This is a genomic window from Caldimonas tepidiphila (assembly GCF_003569765.1).
Classification (GTDB): Bacteria; Pseudomonadota; Gammaproteobacteria; order Burkholderiales; family Burkholderiaceae_C; genus Caldimonas; species Caldimonas tepidiphila.
Genome location: NZ_KZ983959.1, coordinates 28,179 through 41,139, shown reverse-complemented (window position 1 = coordinate 41,139; position 12,961 = coordinate 28,179). Strand labels below are relative to the sequence as shown.

Sequence of the window (12,961 nt, the reverse complement as noted above, 5' to 3'; positions counted from 1 at the left end):
TTATCATCCCCGCCATGCTTGAGCAACGCATCCAACAACAGTTCTTCGAGAGCGCCGACCTGAAGTACCAGGCGGCCGAGACGCTCGCGCGGCCGCTGGCCGACGCGGTGCACGCCGTGATCGGCTGCATCACGTCCGGCGGCAAGCTGCTGGTCTGCGGCAACGGCGGCTCGGCGAGCGACGCGCAGCATTTCGCCGCCGAGTTCGTCGGCCGCTTCGAGCGCGAGCGCCCGGGTCTCGCGGCGCTGGCGCTCTCCACCGACACCTCGATCCTGACCGCGGTCGCCAACGACTACGACTTCTCGCAGGTCTTCGCGCGCCAGGTGCAGGCGCTCGGCCAGCCCGGCGACCTGCTGCTGGCGCTGTCCACCAGCGGCAACTCGGCCAACGTGATGGCGGCGGTGGAGGCGGCGCACGAGCGCGAGATGACGGTGATCGCGTTCACCGGCCGCGGCGGCGGCCAGATGAAGGAGCGGCTCGCCGAGACCGACGTGCACATCTGCGTGCCGCACGAGCGCACCGCCCGCATCCAGGAGGTCCACATCCTCGCGCTGCACTGCCTGTGCGATGCGGTGGACGCCCAATTGCTCGGAGATCAGGAGGAGTGATGAGCAAGAACCAGGCGGCTTCGGGCCGCATCCGGCTGGGGGCGCTGCTGCTGGCGGCCGCCGGCCTCGCAAGCACGCTGTCGGCCTGTGCGCCGCTGCTGATCGGCGGCGCGATCGCCGGCAGCGCGATGGTGGCGAGCGACCGCCGCACCGCCGGCACCCAGCTCGAGGACCAGATCATCGAGACCAAGGCCGCGAACCGGCTGCGCGAGTCGGTCGGCGATCGCGCGCATGTCAACGCCACCAGCTACAACCGCGTGCTGCTGCTCACCGGCGAGGCGCGCAACGAGATGGAGCGCCAGGCGATCGAGCGCACCGTGGCGAGCATCGACAACGTCAAGACGGTCGTCAACGAGATCGCGGTCGCCGGCAACAGCTCGCTGACCTCGCGCTCCAACGACGCGCTGCTGGCGGGCAAGGTCAAGGCGACGCTGGCCAACGACGGCAACGTCTCGGCCGCCGCGTTCAAGGTCGTCGCCGAGCGCGGCATCATCTACCTGATGGGCCGCGTCACCGAGCGCGAGGCGCAGCGCGCCGCGCTGCTGGCGAGCGCGGTGCCCGGGGTGCAGCGGGTCGTGCGCGTGGTCGAGATCGTCAGCGACAGCGAGCTGATGAGCCTGCAGCCGCGCTCCGCGTCCTGACGCGGCAGGATGCCCGTCGCCGCGCCGGCCACGCCGGGCGCGGCCTTCCTCAGCGCAGCCGGCGCACCAGGCTCGAGGTGTCCTGGCGGCCGCCGCCCATCGCCTGCACGTCGGCATAGAACTGGTCGACCAGCGCGGTGACCGGCAGCCGCGCGCCGTTGCGGCGCGCCTCGTCCAGGCACAGGCCGAGGTCCTTGCGCATCCAGTCGACCGCGAAGCCGAAGTCGAACTCGCCGCGCGCCATCGTCGGGCCGCGGTTCTCGAGCTGCCAGCTCTGCGCCGCGCCCTTGCCGATCACCGCCAGCACCGCCTCCATGTCGAGGCCGGCCTTCTGCCCGAAGGCGACCGCCTCGGACAGGCCCTGCAGCAGCCCGGCGATCGCGATCTGGTTGACCATCTTCGCCAGCTGCCCCGCGCCGACCGGGCCGAGCAGCGTGACGGCGCGCGAGTAGGCCATCGCCACCGGGCGCATCGCGTCGAAGGCGTCGGCCTCGCCGCCGCACATCACCGTCAGCACGCCGTTGATCGCGCCGAGGTTGCCCCCCGAGACCGGCGCGTCGACGAACGCCAGGCCGCGCGAGCGCGCCTCGGCGCCGAGCTCCCGCGCCACGTCGGCCGAGGCGGTGGTGTGGTCGACGAAGATCGCGCCGTGCGCCATGCCGGCGAAGGCGCCGTCCGCGCCAAGCACCACCGAGCGCAGGTCGTCGTCGTTGCCGACGCAGGCGAACACCAGCGCCGCGCCCTGCGCCGCCTCGCGCGGCGTCGCGGCCGCGCGGCCGCCGTGCTCGGCCACCCACTGCGCGGCCTTCGCCGCGGTGCGGTTGTAGACGGTCACGTCGTGGCCGGCGCGCAGCAGGTGGGCGGCCATCGGCCAGCCCATCACGCCGAGGCCGAGGAAGGCCACCTTGCGGGGCGCGACGGGTTCGTAGGTCTTGCTGCTCATGGGGATTCCCGGGTACTTCAAAGGATCGTCAGGTGCTCGGTGCCCGACTCGAGGTTGCTGCCGCGCGCACGCTGGCTGTGCAGCTTGATCTGCAGGCGCAGGTCGTTGAGCGAGTCGGCGTTGCGCAGCGCGTCCTCGTAGCTGACGATGTTGTTCTCGTAGAGGTCGAACAGCGCCTGGTCGAAGGTCTGCATGCCGGCCTCGCGCGAGCGCTTCATCACCTCCTTGATCTCGGCCGTCTCGCCCTTGAAGATCAGGTCGGACATGAGCGGTGAGTTGATCAGGATCTCCACCGCCGCCGCGCGCCCCTTGCCCTCCTGGCGCGGCACGAGGCGCTGAGAGATCAGGGCCTTCAGGTTCAGCGACAGGTCCATCAGCAGCTGGCCGCGCCGCTCCTCGGGGAAGAAGTTGATGATGCGGTCGAGCGCCTGGTTGGCGCTGTTGGCGTGCAGCGTGGCCATGCACAGGTGGCCGGTCTCGGCGAAGGCCACCGCGTGCTCCATCGTCTCGTGGTCGCGGATCTCGCCCATCAGGATCACGTCGGGCGCCTGGCGCAGCGTGTTCTTCAGCGCCGCGTCCCAGCTCTCGGTGTCGAGCCCCACCTCGCGCTGCGTGATGATGCAGTTCTTGTGCGGGTGCACGAACTCCACCGGGTCCTCGATCGTGATGATGTGGCCGTAGGAGTGGGTGTTGCGGTGGTTGATCATCGCCGCGAGCGTCGTGCTCTTGCCCGAGCCGGTGCCGCCGACCAGGATCACGAGGCCGCGCTTGGTCATCGTGATGTCCTTGAGCACCGGGGGCATGCCCATCGCGTCGAGCTCGGGCAGCGTCTGCGGGATCACGCGCAGCACCAGGCCGACCGCGCCCTGCTGCACGAAGGCGTTGGCGCGGAAGCGCCCGATGCCCTGCGGCGAGATCGCGAAGTTGCACTCCTTGGTGCGCTCGAACTCGGCGGCCTGGCGGTCGTTCATGATCGAGCGAGCCAGCGCCATCGTGTGCTGCGCGGTCAGCGGCTGCGGCGAGACCTTGGTGACGCGGCCGTCCATCTTGAAGGCCGGCGGGAAGTCGGCGGTGAGGAACAGGTCCGAGCCGCCGCGCGAGATCATCAGGCGCAGCAGGTCGTTGATGAATTTGGAGGCCTGGTCGCGTTCCATGCGGATCCGGAAAAAGGGGGTGGGAATCGGCCGCGACGGGCGCGGCCGCCGCAGTGCGACGCGTGGCTCAGCCGGGGAAGTTCTCCGGGAACTTGGCCTTCGCGCGCGCCTCGGCGGGGCTGATCATGTTGCGGCGCACCAGATCGGTCAAGTTCTGGTCGAGCGTCTGCATGCCGAGGCTGTTGCCGGTCTGGATCGCCGAGTACATCTGCGCGATCTTGTTCTCGCGGATCAGGTTGCGGATCGCCGAGGTGCCGAGCATGATCTCGTGCGCCGCGGCGCGGCCGCTGCCGTCCTTGAGCTTGCACAGCGTCTGCGAGATCACCGCGACGAGCGCCTCGGACAGCATCGCGCGCACCATCTCCTTCTCGGCCGCGGGGAACACGTCGACGATGCGGTCGATCGTCTTGGCGGCACTCGAGGTGTGGAGCGTGCCGAACACGAGGTGCCCGGTCTCGGCGGCGGTGAGCGCCAGGCGGATGGTCTCGAGGTCGCGCATCTCGCCCACCAGGATCGCGTCCGGGTCCTCGCGCAGCGCCGAGCGCAGCGCGTTGTTGAAGCTCATCGTGTGCGGCCCGACCTCGCGCTGGTTGATCAGGCACTTCTTCGACTCGTGCACGAACTCGATCGGGTCCTCGACGGTGAGCACGTGGCCGTACTCGGTCTCGTTGAGGTGGTTGATCATCGCCGCGAGCGTGGTGGACTTGCCCGAGCCGGTCGGGCCGGTCACGAGCACCATGCCGCGGGGCTTGAGCGCGAGGTCGCCGAAGATCTTGGGCGCGTTGAGCTGCTCGAGCGTCAGGATCTTGCTCGGGATGGTGCGGAACACGGCGCCGGCGCCGCGGTTCTGGTTGAAGGCGTTGACGCGGAAGCGCGCGAGACCCTGGATCTCGAACGAGAAGTCGCACTCGAGCGTCTCCTCGTAGGCCTTGCGCTGCGAGTCGTTCATGATGTCGTAGACCATCGAGTGGACCTGCTTGTGGTCCAGCGGGTCGACGTTGATGCGGCGCACGTCGCCGTGCACCCGGATCATCGGCGGCAGGCCCGCGGACAGGTGCAGGTCGGAGGCCTTGTTCTTGACGGAAAACGCCAGCAGTTGCGTGATGTCCATGAAGCTTCTTACTTCCCTCGCCGCCAGGGGCGGTGAATGTTCGGCTCGAGCCCGGGCGCGGCTCATTTAAGCTGCGCCATTATGGCGACGATCCCGGACAGGCTACAAAAAGTAAGAGCGCGGATTTCGGCCGCGTGCGCGGCAGCCGGCCGCAGCGAGAACAGCGTCACGCTGCTGGCGGTCAGCAAGACCTTCGGCGCGGACGCGGTGCGCGAGGCGCTCGACGCCGGCGCGCGCTGCTTCGGCGAGAACTACGTGCAGGAGGCGCTCGACAAGATCGCCGCGCTCGCCGCCGAGCGCGCGCGCATCGAGTGGCACCTGATCGGCCCGCTGCAGGCCAACAAGACGCGCGTGGTGGCGGAGAACTTCGACTGGGTGCACTCGGTCGACCGGCTGAAGATCGCGCAGCGCCTGTCGCAGCAGCGCCCGCCGCAACTCCCGCCGCTGCAGGTCTGCCTGCAGGTCAACGTCAGCGGCGAGGCGAGCAAGAGCGGCGTCGCGCCCGGGGAGCTTCCCGCGCTCGCGCACGCGGTGGCGGCGCTGCCGGGGCTGCGGCTGCGCGGGCTGATGAGCATTCCCGAGCCGGCCGCGGACTTCGATGCGCAGCGCGCGCCGCACCGCGCGCTGCGCGCGCTGCTCGAGCGCCTGCGCGGCGAGGGGCTCGGACTCGACACGCTGTCAATGGGCATGAGCGCCGACCTGGAGGCGGCGGTCGCCGAGGGCGCGACGATCGTGCGCGTCGGCACCGCGATCTTCGGCGCGCGCTGAAGGCGGCGCGGTGGTGCCTCAGATCGGCAGCTGTCCCGTGTTCTTCACTTCCTCCATCACCGCGTAGGTGTGCGTCTCGCGCACGCCCGGCAGCGACCAGATCACCGAGCCGATCAGCTCCCGGTAGGCCGGCATGTCGGCCACGCGCACCTTGATCAGGTAGTCGAAGCCGCCGGCCACCAGGTGGCACTCGAGGATCTCGGGGCGCGCCTGCACCGCGGCGCGGAAGGCGTTCATCACGTCCGGCGTGGTGCGGTCGAGCATGACCTGGATGAACACCAGCATCCCGGCCCCGAGCTTGAGGGGGTTCAGCCGCGCCTCGTAGCCGAGGATGTAGCCCTCGCGCGTCAGGCGCTTGACCCGCTCGAGCACCGCGGTGGGCGACAGGTGCACCGTCTCGGCCAGCTTCAGGTTGGCGATGCGGCCGTCCTGCTGCAGCACGCGCAGGATCTTGCGGTCGATCTTGTCGAGATCCCGGTACTCCTCCGTGGCGGCCTTCATTCCTTATTTTCCTCTCTCGGTTTGCTGAAGATCGGAGAATTATCCTAGATCGATCGGCGTAACCTAGCAAGACATTCAACTGAAGGACTGTCGCCATGCAAGCCGCCGCCCTCGACTCCACCGTTTCGCCCGGCGTCGCCGCGCCGGTCCCGCCACCGGGCGGCTTCCCGCCGCCCGCCGCTGCACGTGCGCGGCTGCCGGTGCCCTGGCGCGACGAGGCCGAGGTGCTCGCGGCGCTGCAGCGGCAACTCTCGCCGCACTTGCGCTGGGGCGAGGTGGTCGCGCTCGCCACCCCCTGGGTCGAGGCGGTGCGCCGCCAGCCGGCCCCGTTCTGGGCCATGGAGTCGCTGCTGAAGGAGTACCCGATCTCCAGCGCCGAGGGGCTTGCGCTGATGCGGCTGGCCGAGGCGCTGCTGCGCGTGCCGGACGCCGAGACCGCGATCGCGCTCACCGCCGACCAGCTGGGCCGTGCCGACTTCGGCGCGCACGGCGACAGCGCCCACCCGCTGCTCGCGAGCCTGTCGGCGAGCGCGCTCGCGCTGTCGAAGAGGCTGCTGCCGGAGGACGGCGCCGGCGGCGGCGTGCTGCAGCGCCTGGGCGCGCGCACCGTGGTCGCCGCGACGGTGCGCGCGGTGCAGCTGCTCGGCCGCCAGTTCGTGCTCGGCCAGACCATCGGCGAGGCGCGCGGCCAGGCCGCCGCGCAGCGCCGCGAGCAGCCGCGGCTGCGCTTCAGCTACGACATGCTCGGCGAGGGCGCGCGCACCGACGCGGACGCCGAGCGCCACCTCGCCTCCTATGCCCATGCCCTGCGCGCGATCGCCGAGGGCCGCGTCGCGTCGCGTCCCGAGGACGCCGACGGCATCTCGATCAAGCTCAGCGCGCTCTACGCGCGCTACGAGGAGGCGCAGCGCGAGGGCGTGTTCGCGGTGCTGCTGCCGCGCGTGTGGCGCCTGTGCGAGCAGGCCGCGCGCGCGAACCTGAACCTGACGATCGACGCCGAGGAGAGCGAGCGGCTCGAGCTGTCGCTGGACCTGCTCGACGCGCTGTGCGCGCGCATCGCCCGCGAGCACCCGCGGTGGCAGGGCTTCGGCCTCGCGGTGCAGGCCTACCAGACAAGGGCGCCGGAGGCCGTGAGCGAGGTGGTGCGGCTCGCGCGCGCACACGGGCTGCGGCTGATGGTGCGGCTCGTCAAGGGCGCGTACTGGGACGGCGAGATCAAGCGCGCGCAGGAGCTCGGCCTCGCCGGCTACCCGGTCTTCACGCGCAAGGCGCACACCGACCTGTCCTACCTCGCCTGCGCGCAGATGCTGCTCGACGCGGCGCTGCCCGGCGCCGACGGCGCGCCGGCCGCGGTGTTCCCGCAGTTCGCGACCCACAACGCCGCGACGATCGCCGCGGTGCTGAACATGGCGCGCGAGCGCGGTGCGCCCTTCGAGATGCAGCGCCTGCACGGCATGGGCGAGGCCGTCTACCGCGAGGTGATGCGCGAGCGCCCGGGCCGGCCGGCGCCGCCGGCGCTGCGCGTGTACGCCCCGGTCGGCGAGCACCGCGACCTGCTCGCCTACCTGGTGCGGCGGCTGCTGGAGAACGGCGCGAACTCGTCCTTCGTGCACCAGCTCGCCGACGAGCAGGTGGCGCCGGCCGAGCTGCTCGCGTCGCCGCTGGGCGACGCGCCCGCGGCCGGGCCCAGGCTGCCGCTGCCGGTGGCGCTGTACGGGCCGGGGCGCCCCAACTCGGCCGGTCGCGACCTCGCGAGCCCGGTGCACCGCGAGCCGCTGCTTGCCGCGGCGCGTGGCGCGCGGGTGCCGGCGGTGCGCGAGGCGACTCCCGCCGACGCCGCCGCCGCGATGGCGCGGCTGCAGGCGGGCTTCCCGGGCTGGAACGCGCAGCCGCTGGCCGAGCGCGCCGCGGTGCTGCGCCGCGCGGCGGACCTGCTCGAGGCGCGCTTCGACGCCTTCTGCGGGCTGCTGGTGCGCGAGGCGCACAAGACGCCGGGCGACTGCGTCGCCGAGGTGCGCGAGGCGATCGACTTCTGCCGCTACTACGCGCAGCAGGCCGAGGCGCGCCTTGCGCCGCAGCTGCTGCCCGGCCCGACCGGCGAGCGCAACGAGCTGAGGCTGCACGGCCGCGGCGTGTTCGTCTGCATCAGCCCGTGGAACTTCCCGCTCGCGATCTTCGCCGGCCAGGTGGTGGCGGCGCTGGTGGCCGGCAACACGGTGGCGGCCAAGCCGGCCGAGCAGACGCCGGGCGTGGCGCAGCGCTTCGTCGAGCTGCTGCGCGAGGCGGGCGTGCCGTACGACGCGATCGCGCTGCTGCACGGCCCGGGCGAGACGGTCGGCGCCGCGCTCGTCGCCGACGCGCGCACCGCGGGCGTGTGCTTCACCGGCTCGACCGCGGTCGCGCGCCTGATCAACCGCACGCTCGCCGAACGCGAGGGCCCGATCGTGCCGCTGATCGCCGAGACCGGCGGCATCAACGCGATGGTGGTGGACTCCACCGCGCTGCCCGAGCAGGTGATCGACGCGGTGGTGCAGAGCGCCTTCCGCTCCGCCGGCCAGCGCTGCTCGGCGCTGCGGCTGCTGTGCGTGCACGACAGCGTCGCCGACGGGCTGCTCGAGATGCTCGCCGGCGCGATGGCCGCGCTGCGCGTGGGCGATGCGGGCGACTTCGCCACCGACGTCGGCCCGGTGATCGACGCCGAGGCGCATGCCGGCCTCGCGCGCCATGTGCAGCGGCTCGAGCGCGAGGCGCGGCTCGTCGCGCGCACGCCGCTGCCGGCGGGGCTCGACGGCTGCTTCATCGCGCCGGTCGCGTTCGAGGTGCCCGACCTCGGCACGGTACGCGAGGAGATCTTCGGCCCGGTGCTGCAGGTGCTGCGCTGGAGCGGCGAGGTCGACGCGCTGGTCGGCCGCATCAACGCGCTCGGCTACGGCCTCACGCTCGGCGTGCAGACGCGCATCGACTGCCGCGCCGAGCGCATCGCGGCACGCGCGCGCGTCGGCAACGTCTACGTCAACCGCAACATGATCGGCGCGGTGGTCGGCGTGCAGCCCTTCGGCGGCGAGGGCCTGTCGGGCACCGGGCCGAAGGCGGGCGGCCCGAACTACCTGCCGCGCTTCTGCGCCGAGCAGACGGTGACCGTCAACACCGCGGCCGCCGGCGGCAATGCCACGCTGCTGGCCGGCGGGGGCTGACAATCCGGGCTCGCGCTGCCGCCCGTCCCTCCGCGAGGACTCGCGCAGGGGAGCGGGGCGGCGCCACCCACCCCTGAACGGAGCGACATGAAAGATACCCTGGCATTCATCGGCGGCGGCAACATGGCCTCCGCGATCTTCGGCGGGCTGATCCGCAACGGCCGCGCGCCGCAGAGCATCCTGGTGCTCGAGCCGAACGAGGCGCAGCGCGAGCGGCTCGAGGAGGCGCACGGCGTGCGCACGCTCGCCGCGGCCGACGCGACGCTGGCCGAGGCGTTCGTCGTCGTCTGGGCGGTCAAGCCGCAGGTCTTCCGCGAGGCCGCCGCGCCCTGCGCCGCGCATGTCGCGGGTGCGCTGCAGCTCAGCGTGATGGCCGGCATCCGCAGCGAGGCGATCGTCGCGGCCACCGGCAGCGAGCGCGTGGTGCGCAGCATGCCCAACACGCCGGCGCTGATCGGGCGCGGCATCGCCGGTCTCTACGCCCGCCCCGAGGTCACCGACACCGAGCGCGAGCGCGTCGAGCAGCTGCTCGCGCCGACCGGACGCTGCCTGTGGGTGGCGCAGGAGCAGGACCTCGACGCCGTCACGGCGCTGTCGGGCTCGGGCCCGGCCTACGCGTTCTACTTCATCGAGGCGATGATCGAGGCGGCGCAGGCGATGGGCCTGAGCGCCGAGCAGGGGCGCGAGCTGGCGCTGGCGACCTTCGGCGGCGCCACCGAGCTCGCCGAGCGCTCGAGCGAAACGCCGGCGGTGCTGCGCGAGCGCGTCACGTCCAAGGGCGGCACCACCTACGCCGCGCTCACCGCACTGGAGGCGGCCGGCGTGAAGGACGCGTTCGTCCGGGCGATGCAGGCGGCGCAGGCGCGCGCGCGCGAGCTCGGCGACGAGTTCGGCCGCTGAGCGGCGCCCGGCCGGCGCCGGCGTGCCGCGGGCTCAGCCCGCCAGCGCGCGGTCGAGCACCAGGCCCGCGAACACCGCGAAGCCGACCCAGTGGTTGAGCCGGAAGGCGCGGAAGCACCCCTCGCGGCCGCGCTCGCGGATCAGCGTGTAGTGCCAGCCGATCTGCGCCGCGGCGGCGAGCAGCCCGAGCGCATAGGGCCAGCCGAGCCCGATCGCCGCGCCGATCGCGCCCCAGGTGGCGAGGTAGGCGCCGTAGAGCGCCATCACCGCCGCGACGTCGTGGCGGCCGAAGGTCAGCGCCGAGGTGCGGATGCCGATGCGGATGTCGTCGTCGCGGTCGACCATCGCGTACTCGGTGTCGTAGGCGACGACCCAGAACAGGTTGCCCAGCAGCAGCGCCCAGGCCAGCAGCGGCACCTCGCCACGCACCGCGGCGAAGGCCATCGGGATGCCGAAGCTGAACGCAACGCCCAGCACCGCCTGCGGCATCGAGAAGAAGCGCTTGGTGAACGGATAGAAGATCGACACGGCGAGCGCCGCGAAGGACCAGGCGATGGTGGCGGCGTTGGTGGTGAGCACCAGCGCGAAGGCGGCGAGCGCGAGCGCGGCGCCGAGCGCGAGCGCCTCGCGCGGGGAGACCTTGCCGCTCGTCACCGGGCGCTCGGCGGTGCGCTTGACGTGGCGGTCGAAGTCGCGGTCGGCCACGTCGTTGACGGCGCAGCCGGCCGAGCGCATCAGGAAAGTGCCGAGCGTGAACACCGCGATCAGGTGCCAGCCGGGAAAGCCGTCCGCGGCGATCCACAGCGCCGCCAGCGTCGGCCACAGCAGCAGCAACGAGCCGACCGGCTTGTCCCAGCGGATCAGCTGCAGGTAGAGGGAGAGGCGTGACATGGGCGCGATTATCGTCAGCGCGCCGTGCGCCACCCCTCGCGGGTGCAAGGCACGCGATGTGCTGCCCGGCTCTGCGCACACCCATCACAGGCCGGAGGCAGCACATGAGCCAGACACGGGACCGGGGCGGCATCCACGACCGCACCCGCATCGACCTCGACGACCCGATCGAGGTGCAGGACTGGATCGAGGAGTTCGGGGTGCCGGAGGCGCGGCTGCGCGAGGCGGTGGCCGCCGTCGGCACCGACGCCGAGGCGGTGCGCGAGTACCTCGCGGCGCACGCCGCCTAGGCGCCGCGCCCGCAGGACGGACCGCAGGGTCCAACGCAGGAAAGGAGCTTCAGGTGAATACCAGCGAATCAGGCAAGACGGCCCCGCAGCAGGGCAGCCAGGACATGAACCCGGGCGACGAGGCGCCCCCGGGGACGCCCGGCACCGGCGAGAACCTGTGCCGCAACTGCGGCGGCAGCGGCCGCATCGACGGCGGCCCCTGCCCCGAGTGCCAGGGCACGGGCAAGATCGTCGAGGGCATCGGCGGCGCCTGAGCCGCGCCGCCATCGGGCGGGCGCCGCACCCGCCCTGGCGCCTCAGCGCCCCTGCGTGCGGAGGTTCACTCCTCCAGCATGCTGCGCAGCATCCACGCGGTCTTCTCGTGGATGTCCAGGCGCTGCGTCAGCAGGTCGGCGGTGGGCTCGTCCGAGGCCTTCTCGACCGCGGGGAAGAGGCTGCGCGCGGTGCGCGCCACCGCCTCGTGGCCCTGCACCAGGATGCGCAGCATCTCGGTCGCCTTGGGCGGCTCGGCCGGCACGTCCGCGAGCGTGGCCTGCGCGCCGAACTGGCCGTAGGAGCCCTGTGCCGGGAAGCCCAGCGCGCGGATGCGCTCGGCGATCGGGTCGACCGCGTTCCACAGCTCGGTGTACTGCTCCATGAACATGTTGTGCAGCGTGTTGAACTGCGGCCCGGTCACGTTCCAGTGGAAGTTGTGCGTGGTCAGGTAGAGCGTGAAGGTGTCGGCCAGCAGCTTGTTCAGGCCGCCTGCGATCGCCGCGCGGTCGGCCTCGTCGATGCCGATGTTGATTTGCAGGTTCTTCGCCATGTGCAACTCCTTCTGGAAAAAGGCGGGGGTTTTCGGGACGGACGGATCGCTGCGGCACGGCGCGTGCCGCACCGGGTTCTTCAGGACAGCCGCTTCACGCTGCGCAGGTCGCAGGCGTAGATGGCATTGCGCAGCGCGGCGATCGCCTCGTAGCGCGGGAAGGTGCGGCGCCACACCAGCACGACGCGGCGCGTGGGCACTGGGTCGCTGAAGGGCACGTAGACGACATGCTCGGAGCCGCCGGCCGGCACGCTGAGCTGCGGCACCACCGTGATGCCCATGCCCGAGGCCACCATGTGCTTGATCGTCTCGAGCGAGGAGCCCTCGAAGCTCTTGCGGATGCCCTCGGCGTCGCTCGAGAAGCGTGCGTACTCGGGGCAGACCTCGAGCACGTGGTCGCGGAAGCAGTGGCCGGTGCCGAGCAGCAGCATCGTCTCGCGCTTGAGCTCCTCCGACGAGATCGACTCCCGCTTGGCGAGCGGGTGGCTCTTCGGCACCGCGACGAGGAAGGGCTCGTCGTACAGCGGCGCGGCCGCCAGCCCCGTCTCGGGGAAGGGCTCGGCGAGGATCGCGCAGTCGAGCTCGCCGGTGCGCAGCATCTCCAGCAGCTTCGCGGTGAAGTTCTCCTGCAGCATCAGCGGCATCTGCGGCACGCGCTCGATCACCTGCTTGACCAGGTCGGGCAGCAGGTAGGGGCCGATCGTGTAGATCATGCCCAGGCGCAGCGGCCCAGCCAGCGGGTCCTTGCCGCGCTTGGCGATCTCCTTGATCGCCGCGGCCTGCTCGAGCACCGCCTGCGCCTGGCGCACGATGTCCTCGCCGAGCGGCGTCACGCTGATCTCGCTCGTGCCGCGCTCGAAGATCTTCACGTCGAGCTCCTCCTCGAGCTTCTTGATCGCCACCGACAGCGTCGGCTGCGAGACGAAGCAGGCCTCCGCCGCGCGCCCGAAGTGCTTCTCGCGTGCGACGGCGACGATGTAGCGCAGTTCGGTCAGCGTCATGACACAGGCCTCCGGTGCGAGGCGGCGGGCCGATAGAGGGATTCAGTCGGGCTCATCGCTTCGATTGTGCGACGGATGCGCCGCCGGCGTGCAGCGCGTCACGGTTTGCGCGCACGTCCCGTGGGCGCTTGCAATCCGCGCGCCGCCGCTGCGG

The 12,961-nt window shown here is 71.9% G+C and carries 14 protein-coding genes; 7 read left to right on the top strand and 7 right to left on the bottom strand.

Annotated features, from left to right (window positions below; genetic code table 11):
* The first annotated feature begins 14 nt into the window (after positions 1-14).
* Both D3A59_RS01480 and D3A59_RS01475 read left to right on the top strand, forming a co-directional pair.
* A complete protein-coding gene (locus D3A59_RS01480; protein WP_119153165.1) occupies positions 15-608 on the top strand; it encodes a phosphoheptose isomerase in 594 nt (197 codons plus the stop codon).
* Complete coding sequence (locus D3A59_RS01475; RefSeq protein WP_119153164.1) at positions 608-1,249, top strand: BON domain-containing protein; 642 nt, start codon at positions 608-610, stop codon at positions 1,247-1,249. Before D3A59_RS01480 ends, D3A59_RS01475 begins: the two co-directional genes overlap by 1 nt.
* Positions 1,250-1,298: 49 nt before the next feature.
* Here D3A59_RS01475 and D3A59_RS01470 read toward each other — a convergent pair whose 3' ends face one another.
* The 3 genes from D3A59_RS01470 to D3A59_RS01460 all read right to left on the bottom strand — a co-directional run bounded on the left by D3A59_RS01470 (position 1,299) and on the right by D3A59_RS01460 (position 4,457).
* On the bottom strand, positions 1,299-2,192 hold the full coding sequence (locus D3A59_RS01470) for an NAD(P)-dependent oxidoreductase (RefSeq protein WP_119153163.1): 894 nt from the start codon (positions 2,190-2,192) through the stop codon (positions 1,299-1,301).
* A gap of 17 nt (positions 2,193-2,209) precedes the next feature.
* Entirely contained in the window at positions 2,210-3,346 is a 1,137-nt protein-coding gene (locus D3A59_RS01465) for a PilT/PilU family type 4a pilus ATPase (RefSeq protein WP_119153162.1), read from the bottom strand.
* A 67-nt stretch (positions 3,347-3,413) separates the two neighbouring features.
* A complete protein-coding gene (locus tag D3A59_RS01460) occupies positions 3,414-4,457 on the bottom strand; it encodes a type IV pilus twitching motility protein PilT (protein WP_119153161.1) in 1,044 nt (347 codons plus the stop codon).
* A gap of 81 nt (positions 4,458-4,538) precedes the next feature.
* On the opposite strand from D3A59_RS01460, the gene D3A59_RS01455 reads away from it, so the two are divergent.
* Complete coding sequence (locus D3A59_RS01455) at positions 4,539-5,225, top strand: YggS family pyridoxal phosphate-dependent enzyme (RefSeq protein ID WP_119153160.1); 687 nt, start codon at positions 4,539-4,541, stop codon at positions 5,223-5,225.
* 18 nt (positions 5,226-5,243) lie between these two features.
* Here D3A59_RS01455 and D3A59_RS01450 read toward each other — a convergent pair whose 3' ends face one another.
* Entirely contained in the window at positions 5,244-5,726 is a 483-nt protein-coding gene (locus D3A59_RS01450; protein WP_119153159.1) for an Lrp/AsnC ligand binding domain-containing protein, read from the bottom strand.
* A gap of 95 nt (positions 5,727-5,821) precedes the next feature.
* On the opposite strand from D3A59_RS01450, the gene D3A59_RS01445 reads away from it, so the two are divergent.
* Positions 5,822-8,920, top strand: a complete 3,099-nt coding sequence (locus D3A59_RS01445) for an L-glutamate gamma-semialdehyde dehydrogenase (protein ID WP_119153158.1) — start codon at positions 5,822-5,824, stop codon at positions 8,918-8,920.
* An 87-nt stretch (positions 8,921-9,007) separates the two neighbouring features.
* Positions 9,008-9,820 (top strand): pyrroline-5-carboxylate reductase, encoded by an 813-nt coding sequence (gene proC / locus D3A59_RS01440; RefSeq protein WP_119153157.1) that lies wholly within the window; start codon positions 9,008-9,010, stop codon positions 9,818-9,820.
* Positions 9,821-9,853: 33 nt separating this feature from the next.
* Here the strand turns inward: proC and ubiA are convergent, their stop codons facing one another.
* Positions 9,854-10,711 carry a 4-hydroxybenzoate octaprenyltransferase gene (ubiA, locus tag D3A59_RS01435; protein WP_119153156.1) on the bottom strand — a complete coding sequence of 286 codons (858 nt, stop codon included), beginning with the start codon at positions 10,709-10,711 and terminating at the stop codon, positions 9,854-9,856.
* Between the two features lie 104 nt (positions 10,712-10,815).
* Between ubiA and D3A59_RS01430 the strand changes: the two genes are divergently transcribed.
* Together D3A59_RS01430 and D3A59_RS01425 are read left to right on the top strand one after the other, a co-directional pair.
* Entirely contained in the window at positions 10,816-11,001 is a 186-nt protein-coding gene (locus D3A59_RS01430) for a DUF3606 domain-containing protein (protein WP_119153155.1), read from the top strand.
* A gap of 53 nt (positions 11,002-11,054) precedes the next feature.
* Complete coding sequence (locus D3A59_RS01425) at positions 11,055-11,255, top strand: hypothetical protein (protein WP_119153154.1); 201 nt, start codon at positions 11,055-11,057, stop codon at positions 11,253-11,255.
* A gap of 65 nt (positions 11,256-11,320) precedes the next feature.
* Here D3A59_RS01425 and D3A59_RS01420 read toward each other — a convergent pair whose 3' ends face one another.
* Positions 11,321-11,806, bottom strand: coding sequence for a Dps family protein (locus D3A59_RS01420; protein WP_119153153.1), 486 nt, complete (start codon positions 11,804-11,806; stop codon positions 11,321-11,323).
* Positions 11,807-11,886: 80 nt separating this feature from the next.
* A complete protein-coding gene (locus D3A59_RS01415; protein ID WP_119153152.1) occupies positions 11,887-12,807 on the bottom strand; it encodes a LysR substrate-binding domain-containing protein in 921 nt (306 codons plus the stop codon).
* Positions 12,808-12,961: the final 154 nt, after the last annotated feature.

Excerpts from the sequence above, each read along its gene's own strand:
- D3A59_RS01465 (WP_119153162.1), bottom strand. The coding sequence starts at position 3,346 with ATGGAACGCGACCAGGCCTCCAAATTCATCAACGACCTGCTGCGCCTG.
- D3A59_RS01470 (WP_119153163.1), bottom strand. The coding sequence starts at position 2,192 with ATGAGCAGCAAGACCTACGAACCCGTCGCGCCCCGCAAGGTGGCCTTC.
- D3A59_RS01445 (WP_119153158.1), top strand. The coding sequence starts at position 5,822 with ATGCAAGCCGCCGCCCTCGACTCCACCGTTTCGCCCGGCGTCGCCGCG.
- D3A59_RS01455 (WP_119153160.1), top strand. The coding sequence starts at position 4,539 with ATGGCGACGATCCCGGACAGGCTACAAAAAGTAAGAGCGCGGATTTCG.
- D3A59_RS01480 (WP_119153165.1), top strand. The coding sequence starts at position 15 with ATGCTTGAGCAACGCATCCAACAACAGTTCTTCGAGAGCGCCGACCTG.
- D3A59_RS01420 (WP_119153153.1), bottom strand. The coding sequence starts at position 11,806 with ATGGCGAAGAACCTGCAAATCAACATCGGCATCGACGAGGCCGACCGC.
- D3A59_RS01475 (WP_119153164.1), top strand. The coding sequence starts at position 608 with ATGAGCAAGAACCAGGCGGCTTCGGGCCGCATCCGGCTGGGGGCGCTG.
- D3A59_RS01430 (WP_119153155.1), top strand. The coding sequence starts at position 10,816 with ATGAGCCAGACACGGGACCGGGGCGGCATCCACGACCGCACCCGCATC.
- proC (WP_119153157.1), top strand. The coding sequence starts at position 9,008 with ATGAAAGATACCCTGGCATTCATCGGCGGCGGCAACATGGCCTCCGCG.
- D3A59_RS01460 (WP_119153161.1), bottom strand. The coding sequence starts at position 4,457 with ATGGACATCACGCAACTGCTGGCGTTTTCCGTCAAGAACAAGGCCTCC.
- D3A59_RS01450 (WP_119153159.1), bottom strand. The coding sequence starts at position 5,726 with ATGAAGGCCGCCACGGAGGAGTACCGGGATCTCGACAAGATCGACCGC.
- D3A59_RS01415 (WP_119153152.1), bottom strand. The coding sequence starts at position 12,807 with ATGACGCTGACCGAACTGCGCTACATCGTCGCCGTCGCACGCGAGAAG.
- ubiA (WP_119153156.1), bottom strand. The coding sequence starts at position 10,711 with ATGTCACGCCTCTCCCTCTACCTGCAGCTGATCCGCTGGGACAAGCCG.